The sequence below is a fragment of the Chryseobacterium sp. SG20098 genome (genome assembly GCF_031844745.1).
GTDB lineage: Bacteria > Bacteroidota > Bacteroidia > Flavobacteriales > Weeksellaceae > Chryseobacterium > Chryseobacterium cucumeris.
Map to the genome: position 1 here is coordinate 4,437,901 of NZ_CP134622.1, position 16,265 is coordinate 4,454,165.

Annotated in this window: 16 protein-coding genes; 10 read left to right on the top strand and 6 right to left on the bottom strand. The window is 35.8% G+C overall.

Annotated features, from left to right (window positions below; all coding sequences use genetic code 11):
* Positions 1-2 precede the first annotated feature (2 nt).
* Positions 3-632, bottom strand: a complete 630-nt coding sequence (locus RHP76_RS20455; protein ID WP_034697165.1) for an NUDIX hydrolase — start codon at positions 630-632, stop codon at positions 3-5.
* Positions 633-1,112: 480 nt separating this feature from the next.
* Here RHP76_RS20455 and RHP76_RS20460 point away from each other — a divergent pair, with 480 nt between their 5' ends.
* The 6 genes from RHP76_RS20460 (at position 1,113) to RHP76_RS20485 (ending at position 6,524) form a co-directional block, all read left to right on the top strand.
* The gene (locus tag RHP76_RS20460; protein ID WP_311228918.1) at positions 1,113-1,931 is read left to right on the top strand and encodes an RIP homotypic interaction motif-containing protein; all 819 of its coding nucleotides are present in this window, start codon (positions 1,113-1,115) and stop codon (positions 1,929-1,931) included.
* Between the two features lie 118 nt (positions 1,932-2,049).
* Entirely contained in the window at positions 2,050-2,448 is a 399-nt protein-coding gene (locus RHP76_RS20465) for a hypothetical protein (RefSeq protein WP_062675348.1), read from the top strand.
* Positions 2,449-2,455: 7 nt separating this feature from the next.
* On the top strand, positions 2,456-3,190 hold the full coding sequence (locus tag RHP76_RS20470; RefSeq protein WP_228432378.1) for a curli-like amyloid fiber formation chaperone CsgH: 735 nt from the start codon (positions 2,456-2,458) through the stop codon (positions 3,188-3,190).
* An 11-nt stretch (positions 3,191-3,201) separates the two neighbouring features.
* Entirely contained in the window at positions 3,202-3,612 is a 411-nt protein-coding gene (locus tag RHP76_RS20475) for a curli production assembly/transport component CsgF (protein ID WP_062675648.1), read from the top strand.
* Positions 3,613-3,636: 24 nt separating this feature from the next.
* The gene (locus tag RHP76_RS20480) at positions 3,637-5,001 is read left to right on the top strand and encodes a CsgG/HfaB family protein (protein WP_311228919.1); all 1,365 of its coding nucleotides are present in this window, start codon (positions 3,637-3,639) and stop codon (positions 4,999-5,001) included.
* Positions 5,002-5,012: 11 nt separating this feature from the next.
* Positions 5,013-6,524 (top strand): carboxypeptidase-like regulatory domain-containing protein, encoded by a 1,512-nt coding sequence (locus RHP76_RS20485; RefSeq protein WP_123278827.1) that lies wholly within the window; start codon positions 5,013-5,015, stop codon positions 6,522-6,524.
* A gap of 260 nt (positions 6,525-6,784) precedes the next feature.
* Here the strand turns inward: RHP76_RS20485 and RHP76_RS20490 are convergent, their stop codons facing one another.
* The 5 genes from RHP76_RS20490 to RHP76_RS20510 form a co-directional block, all read right to left on the bottom strand.
* A complete protein-coding gene (locus tag RHP76_RS20490; RefSeq protein WP_228436889.1) occupies positions 6,785-7,435 on the bottom strand; it encodes a response regulator transcription factor in 651 nt (216 codons plus the stop codon).
* Positions 7,436-7,648: 213 nt separating this feature from the next.
* Complete coding sequence (locus RHP76_RS20495) at positions 7,649-8,116, bottom strand: OsmC family protein (protein ID WP_082798822.1); 468 nt, start codon at positions 8,114-8,116, stop codon at positions 7,649-7,651.
* Between the two features lie 219 nt (positions 8,117-8,335).
* Positions 8,336-9,895, bottom strand: coding sequence for an Rne/Rng family ribonuclease (locus RHP76_RS20500; protein WP_062675344.1), 1,560 nt, complete (start codon positions 9,893-9,895; stop codon positions 8,336-8,338).
* A 368-nt stretch (positions 9,896-10,263) separates the two neighbouring features.
* Positions 10,264-10,554, bottom strand: coding sequence for an HU family DNA-binding protein (locus tag RHP76_RS20505; protein WP_002984212.1), 291 nt, complete (start codon positions 10,552-10,554; stop codon positions 10,264-10,266).
* Between the two features lie 317 nt (positions 10,555-10,871).
* Positions 10,872-11,543 (bottom strand): response regulator transcription factor, encoded by a 672-nt coding sequence (locus RHP76_RS20510; protein WP_120233558.1) that lies wholly within the window; start codon positions 11,541-11,543, stop codon positions 10,872-10,874.
* 179 nt (positions 11,544-11,722) lie between these two features.
* Here RHP76_RS20510 and tssO point away from each other — a divergent pair, with 179 nt between their 5' ends.
* The 4 genes from tssO to tssR are packed head-to-tail and all read left to right on the top strand — an operon-like array spanning position 11,723 to position 16,205.
* Complete coding sequence (gene tssO / locus RHP76_RS20515; protein WP_311228920.1) at positions 11,723-12,256, top strand: type VI secretion system TssO; 534 nt, start codon at positions 11,723-11,725, stop codon at positions 12,254-12,256.
* Positions 12,257-12,267: 11 nt separating this feature from the next.
* Positions 12,268-12,792 (top strand): type VI secretion system transmembrane protein TssO, encoded by a 525-nt coding sequence (locus tag RHP76_RS20520; protein WP_034697149.1) that lies wholly within the window; start codon positions 12,268-12,270, stop codon positions 12,790-12,792.
* Positions 12,793-12,840: 48 nt separating this feature from the next.
* Positions 12,841-13,752: a PKD domain-containing protein gene (locus RHP76_RS20525; RefSeq protein WP_062675341.1), complete on the top strand. Its 912-nt coding sequence runs from the start codon at positions 12,841-12,843 to the stop codon at positions 13,750-13,752.
* Between the two features lie 47 nt (positions 13,753-13,799).
* Positions 13,800-16,205, top strand: coding sequence for a type VI secretion system protein TssR domain-containing protein (gene tssR / locus RHP76_RS20530; RefSeq protein WP_062675340.1), 2,406 nt, complete (start codon positions 13,800-13,802; stop codon positions 16,203-16,205).
* Positions 16,206-16,265 lie beyond the last annotated feature (60 nt).

Sequence of the window (16,265 nt, forward strand, 5' to 3'; positions counted from 1 at the left end):
AGTTACATTTTTTTCAGCAACTGACTGAATTCACTTAATATCATGGCTGTAGCACCCCAAATGATATATCCGTTGAAATTAATGACAGGAACATCATGTCCGCCTGCGCTTGGCAGAGCCATAATCTCCGGGGTATCCGACAGGTTTAAAAAGGAAGTGATGGGAAATTCTATGGTTTCCACAGCTTCAGTCTGTTGAAGAACAAAAGCAGGATTCTTTTTGGTATAAGAGATATAGGGATACACATAAAAATTGCTTGGCGGGATATAGATAGGAGACATTTCTCTGATGATCCTTACATAATGTTTATCTATTCCGATTTCTTCAGAGGTTTCACGAACTGCGGTTTCTGCAAAATCTCTGTCCATTTCTTCACGCTTTCCTCCAGGCAGTGATATCTGCCCGCTGTGTCTGTCGTGCTCATTAATCGTTCTTTGAATCAATGGAAAATACCATTCGTTGTCTTTCAGATATAAAACAATATTGACTGCCGCAAATTTGGGATTCTTTGACAATACTTCATCATAAGTAAAAACGGGACGGTAGGGAGGCGAGAATACTCCATGGGCGTGTTCACCGGGAAGTTCCACGCTTTTTATTTTTCTTAATAAATCTTTTCCAAAATTTTCCATAGCTCAAATTTAGCAATATATCTTGAAGAAATAAGTGCCTTAACATTAATTAACCTATGAGAAAGACCGCATCGTAGCCAGAAATATTTACTTATTAAACCTAATAAGATATCATGAATGATAAAATGCAATCTATTTCACTTTCAGTCTTGAATTTCTAATATAAAATTGATTTTCGGTGGATAAAATAAATTTGAAAGGATTGGGTAAGAAATAGCGTAAAACCCTGAATTGTGATGTTTTGAATAGATAAAAAATCGGGCTTGCTTAGAAGAAATCATCCTTGCATAAATATTAATATTCACTATTGATGGATTTTACTGTAAATCAATATGTTGTGATGGTGTTTTTCCGTAACGGTAAATAATGACTTGTCCAACTGGAAACAGTGATTTTCAAAATTTACACTTTGATGGTGGTTTTTCATTTTGACGGGGAAGCTACCTTTGCCTTACTATTAACCAATTAATTTTTACTAAGATGAAAAATTTACTTACAGGTGTACTTACACTATTCGCAATGAGTTTCGGATTCGCACAATTCAATATTGATGTGACTACTCAAACAGGAAACTTAAATGTTGCTACAGTAGACCAGACAGGTCTTTTGAACATCAATTCTCTTACACAGACAGGGAATCGTAATACTGCAGATATTGACCAGGTAGGAATTTTAAATGTCAATAATGCAAAAAGTATCGGAAACAGAAACTCTGTAGATGTAGATCAGATGGGTATTGGAAACTCAAATGAAGTGTTACAGATGGGTAACAGAAACTCTGCTTCAACTTGGCAATTAGGAGTACTTAACTCTACAGAACAAACTCAGATCGGAAGAAGAAATGATGCTTCTTCAGTACAGATTGGATTAGGAAACTATGTTTTCCAATATCAGGACGGAAGAAGAAATGATGCTTCTGCTATTCAGGTGGGTATTGGGAATGACGCTTATCAGGTTCAGCTGGGAAGAAGAAATGATGCCAGCGGACTTCAGATAGGAGCTAATAATGTTCTTGTTCAGTATCAGGATGGTGATGACAACAGTGCCACTCATATTCAAGCAGGAAATGGTAATATTGCGGCCTCAGTACAGGTAGGAGATAACAACACTTCTGCAGGAGTACAGATAGGTAATGCTAACCAGCTTTATCAGTTCCAGATAGGAGATTCCAACACAGCTCTTGATCTTCAGATGGGTAATGGTAACTTTACCTGGGTAGCTCAGAGCGGTCTTGGCCATGTTCATGTAGGAACTCAGATGGGTAATGGAAACTCAATGATTGTAAATCAGTCAAATTAAGCCCTATAACAACATACTGTAAATCTTAGAAATTGTAAAGGAGAAACTGCAGTGTTTCTCCTTTTTTAACCCTTCGGTTTTCTCCGTTTTGTTATCATGTAATTTTAATACTAAGGCTATGTTTAACTTAAAATGGAGTGTTTTGGCTCTTTTCATAATGTTGCCAATACATGCACAGGAAATAGACTGGGATAAGGTCAACAGCAATACAATCTTTAATCTTATAGCCAGACAACAGACAGATCAGAGTTCTTATGGATCCGATATCATCCAGATAGGAGACTATAACAATGCCGAACTTTCCCTAAATACCCGAACGAATATTATAGTAAGACAGCTGGGAGATTTCAATACACTATATTTTATCAATTCATTTACAGATAAAGAAACAAAAGCTGCCATTACTGCACAGGGAAACAATAATATTATTGATGTTACAGGAAGCAACAGTATTTCGGATGGAATTCAGATTAATGTAAAGGGAGATAATAAGACAGTTTTCATGAGAAACTATTAAAACACAAATGATGAAACTTTTATATTCCCTTAGCTTGGGTACATTTTTTACCTTTCTGTCTGTATGGGTTTATGGGCAGGAAGATAAGAAAGTAAACGCAAGGATAGAGAGTAGTGTCCTTGAAAACCAGGTCAGATTGAAAGCAGTCGTAATCAATAACACTGCTGTATATAAAGAACTGAATTACCTTTTGATTTCCATTAAAAAAGGCAATAGTGGAAATCTTTCAAACAACCAGCAGAACGGTAAATTTTCCGTCAATCCCAATGAAGTAAAGGTATTATCGGAAATCAGTGTGAATCTTGAATCAAAAGATGCTCTCAAAGCTTTCCTTTATATCAGGGATGAAGAAACCCAGAAGCTGATTGCCAAAGACAGTGTTGAACTGAACAGCGATCTTTTCAAAAAAAAAACAGCTAAGATAGAAGAAGATGCTGCTTACGAACTCAGAGGACTTACTATTGATGAGACAAAAACCAAAGTAGGAAAAGACTTTTATGATATGTTTTACATGCAGTACAGTCAGCTTCCTGATAAAAGCAGTAGCGTAATAACTATTACAGAACTTCCTCTCCGTGGAACAAGTGGTCAGATTAATATTCAGATGGAAGATAAAATTATTTACAGTTTTATGACCAATCCGGCAGAGGATTATTTAAAAGAACAATTAAGCTATAGCTTAAAATATATCAAAGAATTTAATGCTAAGAAAAATCTTATTAAAAATGAATTCATCTATTAAAAATGTCCGCCATGAAAACATTTATCATTATTTTGACATGTATTGCGGGTATTTTCTACGGAAAAGCTCAGCAGCTCGTCTATAAGCCGGTAAATCCAGCCTTTGGAGGAGATACATTTAATTACCAGTGGCTTTTAAGCTCTGCTAATGCCCAAAACCCATTTGATGAAAAAAATGATTTCAGCAATTTGCTGGATCGGGTGAACTCTCTTGATAGTTTTACTGAGAGTCTTAACAGGCAGATCCTCAGTGAGCTTTCACGAAAACTGTTTGAAGAACAGTTTGGTGATGGAAACATAAAACCCGGAAATTATCTTTTCGGTTCCCTTTATCTACAAATTACCAATACTAATCAGGGACTTTTAATCAATATTTTGGATACCAGCAATGGCGATCAGTCCGAGATCGTAATTCCAAAATAGGTAATCACTAAAAATAAACTTACCATGACAACCTACACTTATACCAAAATCTTTTTCTGCACCTTCCTGCTATGCATTCTGCAGGCCTGTAGTTCAATATTTGGTTTACCTTCGGATCCCGAAAAACCAACAATGGGAGAGGTTACATCTTCCACCGCAGAATTAAAAAATCTTCCGCTTCCCAAAGAGAAAATTGTAATAGGAGTCTACAAATTCAGAGACCAGACCGGCCAGTATAAACCTTCCGAAAATGGAAACAACTGGAGTACGGCAGTCCCTCAGGGAACTACAACCATTCTTATCAAAGCATTAGAAGACAGCCGATGGTTTGTCCCTATTGAAAGGGAAAACATCGCTAATCTTCTCAATGAAAGACAGATCATCCGTTCCACCAGACAGGAATACATCAAGGATGCAGACAAAAACAATCAATCACTTCCACCTCTTTTATACGCCGGAATTCTTCTTGAAGGCGGCGTTATCTCATACGACAGCAATATTCTGACCGGAGGACTTGGAGCAAGGTATTTCGGAATCGGAGCTTCCACACAGTACCGCCAGGACAGAATTACCATCTATCTCCGCGCTGTCTCTACACTTAACGGAGAAATTCTTAAAACGGTTTATACTTCTAAAACCATTCTTTCAACCAGTGTTAACGGAAGTTTTTTCAGATATATTGATACTGAAAGATTACTGGAAGCTGAGGTAGGTCTGACTCAAAACGAACCTGTTCAGCTCGCTGTAACAGAAGCAATAGAAAAAGCAGTAAAAGCCCTGATTGTTGAAGGAATCAGAGATAAAATATGGGGGAAGGCAATAGATGAGAATGGAGGATATCAAAGCTTAATTAATGAATATAACAGAGAGCAGGAGCAAAATAATGACAGAGTTGTTGGAGGCAGATATCCGCAGGATTACAGACAGAAAGTATCCATATTTGCCAACGTTGAAGGACAGAAAGTTAAAGATGACTATGTAGGTCCTAAAATGAATGTTGGTGGAAAAATTGGGCTTAAATATTTCCTTACTCCTTATCTGAATATGGAACTGAACGCAAGCTACTTTACGCTTGAAAATTCAAATATTGTGAAAAGAAACTACTATGGTCCTGAAGTGAATCTGGAATACATCCTTTTTCCGAAATACAGATTCAGTCCATTTGTGTATGGTGGAGCAGGAGCGTTGTATTCAAAATATAAACCTCAATATAAAGCACAGTTTGGTGGCGGGCTGGAATATATGATCAGCAAGAATTTTTCGCTGAGAGCCTCAGCCCAATATGATCTTGGCTTCAAAGACGACTGGGAAGACCTTGTTAATGGGAAAAGAAAAGATCAGGCTTTGCGCTTTGGAATAGGAATCAACTTTTACTTCGGAAACAAATAAAAACACGAACTATGAAAACTATAATTAAAATATTCAGCATATTCATCTTTGCTTTTTGTCTGTTTTCATGCAATGAAGACCTTGTAGAACAGGCGCAAACAGGAATGTTAAAAGGAAAAGTCGTGAAAAGGGGTAGCAATGTGCCGCTTTCTAATGTGAAGATATTTACAAATCCTACGACACAAACGGTTTTCAGTGGTACAGACGGTTCATTTGAAATCGCTGCCATGCCGATAGGGAATTATTCTGTAAAAGCAGAACTTTCAGGATATATCACAAGCTTTCAGTCAGTCAATATACAAAATCAAAATCAGGTGGTAACGGTAGTTTTTGAGATGGATGATGATACTTCATTGAATTCTCCTCCCGCTACACCACAGTTGCTAAGTCCGATAGATAACGCAGTAAATCAACCTTTGAGCGTCGAATTAACCTGGAGCGCAACAGATCCCGATACAGCAGATGTATTAAGATACAGTCTGACCATTAAAAATAATCTTGACACTAATGTGATTCAGGTTAATGATTTGACAGCAAACCACTATACGCTTTCAAATCTGAAGTTTGGTGTAAGTTACTTCTGGCAGGTGTCTGTTTCGGACGGCATTCACCAGCCAGTTTTAAGCTCTATCAGTAAATTTACTACCAATACAGTTCCGGCCAACAGGTATCATTACGTTCAGAAACAAAATGGAAACTTTGTGATTATTTCCAGTGATGATCAGGGAAATAACTTCCAGTTTACCAGTTCTTCCTACAACAGTTGGCGACCGCGTAAAAACAATAATGCAGGTCTCATTGCATTCCTTCGTACGGAAGGAGGAAGTACCCATCTTTACACTGCCAATCCGGATGGCTCCAATCCTTTTAAAGTAACAACGGTTGCTGTTGCAGGCTTTAATAACTATGAAATGGACTTTGCATGGAGTACCAACGGTAAGGAGCTTATTTACTCCAATTTTAATAAGTTGTACAGAATTAATAAAGATGGAAGTGGCTTGAGCTTAGTCTATACAACTCCGGATGGAAGCCTGATCTCCGAATGTGACTGGAGCTATGATGGTAGTAAAATAGCATTGAAAACCAATGATTATAACGGATACAATACTAAAATTTATGTAATAGATATAAATGGTGCTGTTCTTAAAACGGTATTGTCAGGTACTGCAGGTGCCAGCGGAGGCTTAAACTTCTCTGTAGACGGACAGCTTCTTCTCTTTACCCGTGATATGTCCGGATATTTGGATGGAAGTGGAAATTACCGTCAGCTGGATTCACATATCTTTATCTATAACCTTGTTACAGATGCTGTGAGTGATATTTCTGCAGAAAGCGAAAAAGTACTGGGAACGAATGACCTCGATCCTAGGTTCTCACCAAATAATGCTCAGATTATATTCATGAATACCTCCAACGACAATATTTCTCAAAGGAATATAATGGTCATTGACCTTAGTAGTACGCTGACCGATATGACAAGGGCAACACTGTTTAGTAATGGAGAAATGCCGGATTATGAATAAGATACAATATTTAATGTCCAAGGTTTTAGTTTTAAAGTGAGGTATGAGATCATATCTGTACCATTAGAGATCAATTTTTTAGAATTAATTAAATAAGTTTTTCATGTTTTGTCTCTAGTTTCTCTGCCTCACTTTTTATTCTACAGACTTTGAGTATAGGTAACAATAAAAATTTCACTGAAGAACTAATTAAAATCAGAAGTAAAAAAAATTCCAGACTTTCTAAAGCCTGGAATTTTTGAGTGATTCATGGAAGTCTTTCAGTCGATGATATGATTCTCGATCGCATATTTTACAATTCCGACTGAGTTTTTCGCATTGAGTTTCAAAAGAATTCTTTTTCTGTGTGTTTCTACCGTATTGATACTGATAAATAATTTTTCTGATATATCTTTACTGCTGCATCCGTCACAGATCAGTTTGAGAATTTCCATTTCGCGGCGGGTGAGAGGTTCTTTGATGTGAGGGTTGGGTTTTCCCTGTTCATTACTAATAAAATTGATCATTCTTTCCTTTGCCTGATCACAGATATAGATCTCATTAAGAAGTAAAACATTGATGGATTTAAGAAATTCGTCATAGGAACAATTTTTATCCAGATAAGCTTTAATACCTTTATTGAAGAGTTTTCGGATGTCAATCACATCATATGAACTTCCAATGATAGTAATCTTGGTATTTTTATGCTTTGCAATAATAGTCTCCACAAGCTTGCATATTTCTGAAAGCATAAGCATGTTGGAACTCATCACAAGCATTTCCGGAGGTTCTTCTTTTAAATGTTTTGAGAGGTTTTCTAGAGAATTGCAAATATCAATTGTACTGAAAATTTTGCTTTGAGTAAGTAGTCTTGATAATCCTTCTGTATAGAGCATCGGTTCATCAAAAATAGTCAATTTTGGTTTCATCATGGTTTATTTTGTTTATATAAAAATAGGAAAAAAACTTCATATTTTAAACAAAATTGACAAATAATTTCAAATTATTATGTTTTTATTGATGGTAAAATATTATTTTTATTGATTTTTCGCTAAATGATTCTCTTTTTGTGGAGTTTTTTGGAGTTATTATTGTTGAAATCTATTATTCATCGTTGTTTTTAAACGTTATTTTGAAATGTGGTACTATTTAACTAACGTGGTAGGGATATGCTTTACCGGAAAGTTAACGGAGTTGGCAATGAAGCAGAATTCGCTGGCCTTATGATGAAGTTGTTCTGCTTTTTTAATCATAGATTCTTCAGCAACTGTTACTGTTGGGTGTAGAGTTACTTCTGTAAAATGACCGCTTCCACTGGCTGTTTCTACCATGGTACCTGTCGCTTCATCAGTATAATTTGTAACGATAATGCCGGCTTCAGAACAAAAATGAAGATACCATAGCATATGACAGGAGGAAAGTGAAGATAACAGCATGTCTTCCGGATTATGTTTTGTTCTGTCACCACGGAATGCAGGATCTGATGAACCTTCAATCACAACTTTGTTTTCTGCTGAAATGGTGTGATTTCTTTCGTAGTCTCTATAGCCGCTGGTTCCTGTTCCTTTATTTCCTGTCCATTGGACGGTAATTTTGTAATGATGGTTTTTCATAGATAAAAGATAAAAGATAAAAGATAAAAGATAAAAGATATTGTTGTTAAACAACTATTATATATCTGGATATCAATAGGGTGGGCTTTAGCCCGCCTAGTGTAATAATCTAATCGTCCATTGTCTTGAGGCAAAACTTAAATTATTAATCATGTTCTATATTTGCAATACATTATAAAAACGAAAAAACCTCCAGTACAACTGAAGGTTTTAAATTTTTTAATTAGAGAATTCTATCAATTCTTCTTTTTTGGCATTGTAGATTTTGTATTCTAAATATTTAAAAGAATCCCTTGGAACAATGGTTACCCACTTTTTGTATTTGATAAACCATTTCATCTGGATACTTTTAATGCCTTTTGTAAGGTAGGCTTCCACAAATGGGTGTACGTGCAGGTAGATTTTTCCTTTTTCTTTCTGCAGGATATTTCTTAAGGTTTCACCCATTCTTTCCACGATAACAATAGGAGCTACAATTTCTCCGTCTTTGTTCGGGTTTTCTTCTTTGGTGTCGATCTGTTTTTCCGGACGGTTTCTCTGTCTGGTAATCTGGATCAGACCAAATTTACTTGGAGGAAGGATTTTGTGGCGTGCTTTGTCGCGCTTCATTTCCTCTTTAAGATGCTCGTAAAGATCTCTTCTGTGATCAGAATTCGGCATATCTATGAAATCGATAACGATGATACCTCCCATATCGCGGAGGCGAAGTTGTCTTGCGATTTCTGTAGCAGCCATTTTGTTCACTTTCAGTGCATGCTCTTTGTTGACAGCAGTTCCGGTAGTAATATTGTTTCCGGAGTTGACGTCTACTACGTGAAGTGCTTCTGTGTGTTCAATAACAAGATAAGCTCCTTTGGAACTCGGAATGTTGACGTGTTTTCCGAAGCTCTGTTTAAGCTGTTTTTCAACATTGTAATATTCCAGAAGTGGAATATGAGAATCATAAAACTGGACAATGTTTTTCTTTTCAGGGGCAATTACTTCAATGTAATTTTTCATTTCGTTGACCATTTGCTCATCGTCGCAGATGATATTCACGAAATCCTGATTAAAATTGTCTCTTAGAATAGCTGAAGCTTTGTCTTCTTCGCTTAAAACTTTAGACGGAACTTTATTTCTCTGGATGTTTTTGAAAGTGCTTTCCCACTTCTGAACCAGCTGGTTCATGTCATTATGCAGGTCTGCTACTTTTTTTCCTTCTGCTACCGTTCTGATGATTACTCCGAATCCTTCAGGTTTAATGCTGTCGATAAGGGTTCTCAGTCTTTCTTTTTCCTCAGAACTTCTGATCTTTTTGGAAATAGAAACTTTATTGTCAAAAGGAATTAAAACCAGGAAACGCCCTGTTAATGAAATCTGGGTAGAAATTCTTGGACCTTTGGTAGAAATAGGTTCTTTGGTAATTTGTAACAGAACAAGATCGTCCTTGGCAATTACTTTGTCTACCGTTCCGTTTTTGTCTATTTCGGGTTGTATCTCGAAATTTTTTAAGCTCGAAGTGCTTTGTTTTTTAGAAATAGTATCTTTTAAAAACTTTCTGTACGTAAGATACTGAGGTCCCAGATCCTGATAATGCAGAAATGCATCTTTGTCATATCCGATATTGACGAATGCTGCATTCAGATTGGGTGCCAGTTTTTTTACTTTTCCTATAAACAGATCTCCAACTATAAAATCGCTTTTGTCTTCTTGCTCATGAAGTTCACATAGTCTTCCGTCTTCCAGCAGCGCAATCTTTGTAAGATCATCTTCATGCGAAACTATTAGTTCTTTCTTCATTTTTTAATAAGATAAAATTGTTAAGATTATAGGAAGTGGATGTTTTTTATCGATTAATTCATCTATTAAATATAAGGATTTTGAATGAAAACCATTATATGTTTATTAAAATAATATTTGAAACCCTCCGTTTTCCGCGGAATCTTATAGTTGCAAACAAAAATATAGTTAGTGAACTTTAAAAATTTAAATCCACCAACTATATTATTATATTGTAAATCTCGAGAAAAAGAGATTATTTTTTCTTATGTCTGTTTGCTCTTCTTCTTTTCTTTCTTTTGTGAGTCGCAACCTTGTGTCTTTTTCTTTTCTTTCCGCTTGGCATAATTTTAATTTTTTAGTAACTAGTTAATATTCAGTTAATGTTCTTATTTTACTGCAACTTTAGTTTTTACTTTCTCAACAAAAGATTTTGAAGGTTTGAAAGCAGGAATGTTATGAGCAGGAATCTCAATTGCAGTGTTTTTAGAAATATTTCTTCCTGTTTTAGCAGCTCTTGTTTTAATGATAAAAGATCCAAAACCTCTTAGATAAACGTTATCCCCATTATACATAGAAGTTCTGATCTCCTGCATAAAAGCTTCTACAACTTTCTGTGTTTCATTCTTTTCTGTTCCCAACTTATTTGAGATGGTGTTTACCAATTCTGCCTTTGTCATTTCCTTATTTTAATTTTAAATTTTAGGTGTGCAAATTTAGTTAAAAAAATTGAATACTAGCAAATTAGTGGCAAAATATTTTTATTCAAAGAGTTGGACTTTTTGTGTATACACTATATTAAGGTGTGGTGAAGATTATTTAACAATAAAATAATACAGCCGGATAAAGGTACAGAAATTTGGTGAACAAAATTTAATAAATGCTGGTTATAGCAGGCTTTACAGTACTTTTTAATATTGATTATAATATTTTGAAATCCTCTTCTCTGTCCTCATACATCACGAGGAATTGATTTTTTTAGTGAAATCAAAATTTTTTATAAACTGGAATTATAATATCCGTTTTCTACACAGAAGCGTATCAGATGAAGTTTGGTCTTTAAGCCCAGCTTTTCTGTTAGCCTGTTGATATAAGTGTCTATAGTCCTGGTACTCAGATTAAGTTTTTCTGCAATTTCTTTATTACTGAATCCTTCATAACAGAATCTCATAAGTTGTATTTCCGCCGGTGACAGCTCTTCCTGTCCTTTTTTCTGCCTGTCCATGTATTCCTGTACAGCAAGAGGTTGCTGTTCCCATTCTTTGGAATAAGCTTGATAGTCGAAGTCGTCAGACGCAATACTTCCTTTAATAATATCCTTTATAATGGTGCTTTTTTTCTGACAGTAATAGATATTGGGAATCTTCGAAAGGATTTCCGCCATATCTTCCTGATAAGTGCCGGAATACGTAATAATAGGGGTTTCAGTATTGTTTTTTCTGATATACTTAATAGCTTCAATTCCACTTAATACCGGCATGAAGAGTTCAATAATGAACACATCTTCCTGTCTTCTGTAGATTCTGTTTACCAGTTCATGCCCATTGTTACAATCATTCAGAAGCATATAGAAAGGATTTTCCATAAGAGTTTTGATCATTATTTTTTTAAAATAAAAATCACTGTCTGCAATGGAAAAACGTACGGTATTAGATAATATTTTACTCATTCTTAATATCGATTTGGCGAATGATATTTAAAATTCAGAGGTCTAATTTATGAAAAACTTATCAAAGTGAAAATTAATATTAATTTAATCAGGGTTTTCACGAAACAGGGTTGGGGAAATTACGTATTGTGCATAAAATTTTTTTTTTATATTTTCACAGGCCAAACAAATCGCAAATTATGTCTTCTAACAGGGAAAAAAAATTAAACAAATCTGACGTCAGAACGGGCATTTGGAAGTTTATTCTGTCATTTGTTGTTTTGTCGGTTGTATCTTTTACGTGCTTATTTCTCTTCTTTAAGAGTTATGATATACAGCGCGAAGGGATTAGCCGTGAAGCTGAAGCTTATAAAGAACTGATGCTTCGAAGTGACGTGCTTAAGGATCACATTGATGATATTTACGACAAAATGAACCAGCTTAGCATTAATAAGGTGGAGAATGAAGTGTTTCTCAGAACCAGTATTATGGATAATGTGAGAGATGCTAAAAACATTATGGGGAAAGACAGTGTGCAGAGCTTTAAACATTATGCTTTATTGATGAAGCAAATTGTACCGATGATGACTTTAAAAGCCAAGATCATTGAAGTAGAGTATCAGAAAAAAACCGTTTTACGGGATCTTGATGAATGCATGGGTAAGATTAAAGTGACCAATAATGAACTTCGGAAAGACCCTACGAGAAATTTCACAGGAAGTAGAAGAAGATAAAAAGAAAAGATATGCAAGGACAAATCACATTATCGAAGAAAGAAAGGCATTATCAGTTTTTTTATTTAATACTGATGCTGGTAACTGCAATGTTATTTTTGGGAGTGATCTTTTTAAAAGGATTTGTATCTCCTTTTTCTGATGAAGATGTAAGAGGAATTCAGAATCTTGAGCAGAAAGCCGAATTTGAACAACACCAGAAAGTTGTTCTTCCTATCATGGACAGTACGTATACCATGATTACCAAACTTACGGACGACGGGCCACAGCCTTTCATCGAAAACAATATCCAGCTGGGTGTTAACGACCTTAACAGCTATTTCAATAGTACTGACGTTGTGGATATCCGCAAAGATGCTTATCCACAGATCGCAAAATTTTATAAAATGTATTTTGATGACAAAAAAGTCATTTCAACCACCTCTGAAGACATTAAAATTTTCCAGAAACAGGTAGATGAATGCAGAATCGGATTTAAAGATAAGCAGAATAAGCTCTATCAGCGCGAGCAAGATCTGAAAGCAAGAATGCAGTAAGCAATAAATACTAGGAACTTTAAATAAAACACATCACAATTACTAACTATGAATTATTTTCAAAAGAACAAGAAAAACATTATTATCGGTGTTATTGCAACTTTGCTGATCGCCGCATTGGTTGCTCTGTGGCTGCAGAAAAAGGTAATACACTCAGCCGATGATATTGTTGGGGTGGTTTATCCGTCTTCATTGGCGGTAGGAGACACACTTTTATTCGAAGATAAAACCCAGTTTGCGAAAACCAAAAGATGGAATTTCGGAGATGGAACAACTTCAGATAAAAACAGTGGTATTCACTTCTATAATAAACCAGGGTACTATCAGGTAAGCTTGATCGTTGACAACAAGTACACGAAATCTTTCCCTGTAATGGTAGGCGCAAGAAGCGTTCAGAAACCTAAAGATACTGCAACGACAAAAACGACTATCGAAGCCGTGAGTCAGGCGATGCAAAATGAAAATGTGACTTTCCGCGCTGTTTCTGATGCAAAACAGTTTGCATGGAAATTCGGTGAGTCTGGAAATACAGATGCGAAGGATAAATTTACCATCTATTCCTATAAAAAACCTGGAGAGTATCTGGTGACTCTTTACACAGAACAAAGCCAGGATCCTATCTATCACCGTATCAAAATTCTTCCGGCTTATGATGCTCTTGCAGAAGATGAAGTTTCAGTAGAAGACTCTTATGCCAAAGTAGACAATGATTTTAAATATCACCTGCAGCAGATTGCCAACGGAAACAGTTTCAATATGCATTACAATTACCTGCTGAAAACTTATCTGTGTAACAATGAAAATACAGTGGTAAAAGTAAATGACAGCAAAGTGAATAACTTCTACATGTATTGTGCAGGCCTTCAGTTTGATAAAAATACGGTAATCCAGACGGTAAAAGTAAACCTGGATGATACGCAGAACTGTGTAACTAAAGTAGATATTAATCAAAGCAAATAATTTCGTCCGGTCTTACGGATGTGCCAATCATAAAAAGATTAAATAGGATGAAAAATAAATTTCCTCTAGCAGCATATTATATAGGGTTATCAGTATTATTGACGAGTTGCCAGGTAAAACTGCCGTCAAAGAAAACCCCGGAGCCTTCACAATATGGGCAGGTGGATGCTTCACCTGTCGTTAACGGATATCCAAAAAAGTCAGTGCCATGGATTGTTATTTCAGACAGATCCAGAAATACAGCTTATTTGGATAAAGATGATGAGAAGTCTTACAAAGAAGTGAAATTCCTTGAACCTTTAATGGTTTTAAAACATAGAGACGGAATGGTAAAAGTAGCGGAATATGTTCCGGATGCTTTAATGAAAAAAGTTTCCCCAAAATCAGTCAAAACATACGGCTGGATTCAGGAATCTGACCTCCTTCTTTGGAATAATGCCTTAAAAAGCGAAAAAACAGGTTATCCTGTAAGAGTCGCAGTAGTCCCTAATAACAGCGAAGTCATCAGAAATGCTGAAAGATACTACAAAAACGACTCTATTATGGTGTTCAACTCACCAAGCCTTATTGAAACAGCCAACGTGAAAATTCCTAACGGACAAATTGTTTACGTATACAAGATGGCTGAAAATAACAAACGTTTCCTGGTAGGTAAAAAACCATCTGTTGATATGGACAGTATCAACAAAGGACTTTACGGATGGGTAAGCTCAAATGTAATTTCCAGCTGGGGAGAACGTTCTGCAATCAAACTAAAAAATACAACAGGAATTAATGATACAACACTGGGAATTCATGAAGGGCATCCAGGTGGATCAGCTTCTGATGCTGACAACAAAACCGCAGTTCTTCTTACTGATGTAAACAAGAGAACTCCTCTTGAAAATATCTTCCCGGTAAATCTCCCTTTAGAAGAAACACCAACTCCTGATTCAAAGACAAAATATTTCACCAATATTTTAGATTACAGCAAAAACTTTGTATCCAATGTATTGGGAGAACCCATCTATTTTGATCGTTACAGAGAAATCACGGAAAGAGATAAAAATATCAATATTGTTTTCGCGCTAGATGTAAGTGCAGCCAATGCACCTTATGCACCTATTGTAAAATCATTATTACAGGACCTGCAGCTTAGATTTGAAAAACCATCTTATTTTAGTAATGTTAAATATGGAGTGGTTTTATATAAAAATAATCCTTGTGGGGAGAATATTTCTGTATCCAATTTAAGTACAGATTACAGCAAGATTTCTTCGTTTATCGATCAGAAAACAAATGAAATGAACTGCGCAAGCAACAATGGTTATCAGCCGGTAGGAGAAGCTCTTACTGCAGCTGGAAATCTTCTTTCAAATGTTCCTGATGAAACCAATATTGTAGTGACTGTAGGTACTTCTGCTAACCAGAGCGGAAATATGTACAGTGTAATCAGCTCATTGACGCAGGCTCAGGCAAGGTTAATCATGTTCCAGACCAGTGCAAGATCATCTGATACTTATAATGATTTTGTATTGATGGCAGAAAATGTGGTAACCAATACAGCTAAAAATATTGCTGAACTTAAAAAGCAGAAGATCATCAACCAATATGATGTGCTTACCAAAAATAATTTCAACCTTGTGGAAGGTGATGAAGGATTTTTCTCTTTAGCTTATCCTAAGCAGAGTATGTCTCAGGGATTCGTTATTTTCCCTAAAAAAGGAGATATTACCACTCCGGGATTCCTGAAAAAATCTGTTGACAGCCTTATTGCGCAGGTTACTTTAGACAATCAGACTGTTGATAAATCTCTGAATGAATATTTTCATTCATCGGTAGGCGCAGGAAGAACAGATGTAGATCTGAAATATAAATATCTGTATCCAGGGCTTACCAATCCTGTTTCTGCCGGAATTGCTGCACAGCTGATCAACTACGGAAGTCCATTCCTTGTGAAAGGATATATTCCAAAAGATCTGAAAGATTATACTCCGGCAATAGAAAAGGGAATCCTTATTTCTGAATCCGAATATGATAACTTAAAAGCATTCTACACTGAAGTTTACAGAAACACTCAGGCGGACCGTGCAGACTTTAATCAGGCAAGAGCGGTGAAAGAATATGTAAAGCTGTTGAAGAAATATAATCCTACAATAAAATTCTTAGATAAAGGAGCACTTTATGAGCTGCCAATGTCTTACGCTATCGGAATGAGTACAGGATTTGATCTTTCTGAAGAAGAACTGATGGCTAAATATAAGCTGAAAGGTTGGAAAAAATCAAAAGTTGTTCCTAGTGAAACGGTAAAGAATTATTTCCAGCATTATAAAAACTTAGCGGACAGAATGCTTGCCAACAGAAACAATCCGGCTGTAAAAATTCAGCAGAACGGACAGACTTTCTACTGGCTTAATGAGTACTTTACTCCATCAAGAATTCCAACAGAACAACCGGAATACACAAAACATTAAAAAATTCATTTTATGATATTAAAAGCAGGAGTATATACTTCTGCTTTTTTTTATCCTGTA

Coding starts and splice junctions, on each gene's coding strand:
- RHP76_RS20480 (WP_311228919.1), top strand. CDS start 3,637: ATGACAACCTACACTTATACCAAAATCTTTTTCTGCACCTTCCTGCTA.
- RHP76_RS20520 (WP_034697149.1), top strand. CDS start 12,268: ATGCAAGGACAAATCACATTATCGAAGAAAGAAAGGCATTATCAGTTT.
- RHP76_RS20490 (WP_228436889.1), bottom strand. CDS start 7,435: ATGATGAAACCAAAATTGACTATTTTTGATGAACCGATGCTCTATACA.
- tssO (WP_311228920.1), top strand. CDS start 11,723: ATGTCTTCTAACAGGGAAAAAAAATTAAACAAATCTGACGTCAGAACG.
- RHP76_RS20475 (WP_062675648.1), top strand. CDS start 3,202: ATGAAAACATTTATCATTATTTTGACATGTATTGCGGGTATTTTCTAC.
- RHP76_RS20495 (WP_082798822.1), bottom strand. CDS start 8,116: ATGAAAAACCATCATTACAAAATTACCGTCCAATGGACAGGAAATAAA.
- RHP76_RS20525 (WP_062675341.1), top strand. CDS start 12,841: ATGAATTATTTTCAAAAGAACAAGAAAAACATTATTATCGGTGTTATT.
- tssR (WP_062675340.1), top strand. CDS start 13,800: ATGAAAAATAAATTTCCTCTAGCAGCATATTATATAGGGTTATCAGTA.
- RHP76_RS20460 (WP_311228918.1), top strand. CDS start 1,113: ATGAAAAATTTACTTACAGGTGTACTTACACTATTCGCAATGAGTTTC.
- RHP76_RS20485 (WP_123278827.1), top strand. CDS start 5,013: ATGAAAACTATAATTAAAATATTCAGCATATTCATCTTTGCTTTTTGT.
- RHP76_RS20510 (WP_120233558.1), bottom strand. CDS start 11,543: ATGAGTAAAATATTATCTAATACCGTACGTTTTTCCATTGCAGACAGT.
- RHP76_RS20500 (WP_062675344.1), bottom strand. CDS start 9,895: ATGAAGAAAGAACTAATAGTTTCGCATGAAGATGATCTTACAAAGATT.
- RHP76_RS20470 (WP_228432378.1), top strand. CDS start 2,456: ATGATGAAACTTTTATATTCCCTTAGCTTGGGTACATTTTTTACCTTT.
- RHP76_RS20465 (WP_062675348.1), top strand. CDS start 2,050: ATGTTTAACTTAAAATGGAGTGTTTTGGCTCTTTTCATAATGTTGCCA.
- RHP76_RS20455 (WP_034697165.1), bottom strand. CDS start 632: ATGGAAAATTTTGGAAAAGATTTATTAAGAAAAATAAAAAGCGTGGAA.
- RHP76_RS20505 (WP_002984212.1), bottom strand. CDS start 10,554: ATGACAAAGGCAGAATTGGTAAACACCATCTCAAATAAGTTGGGAACA.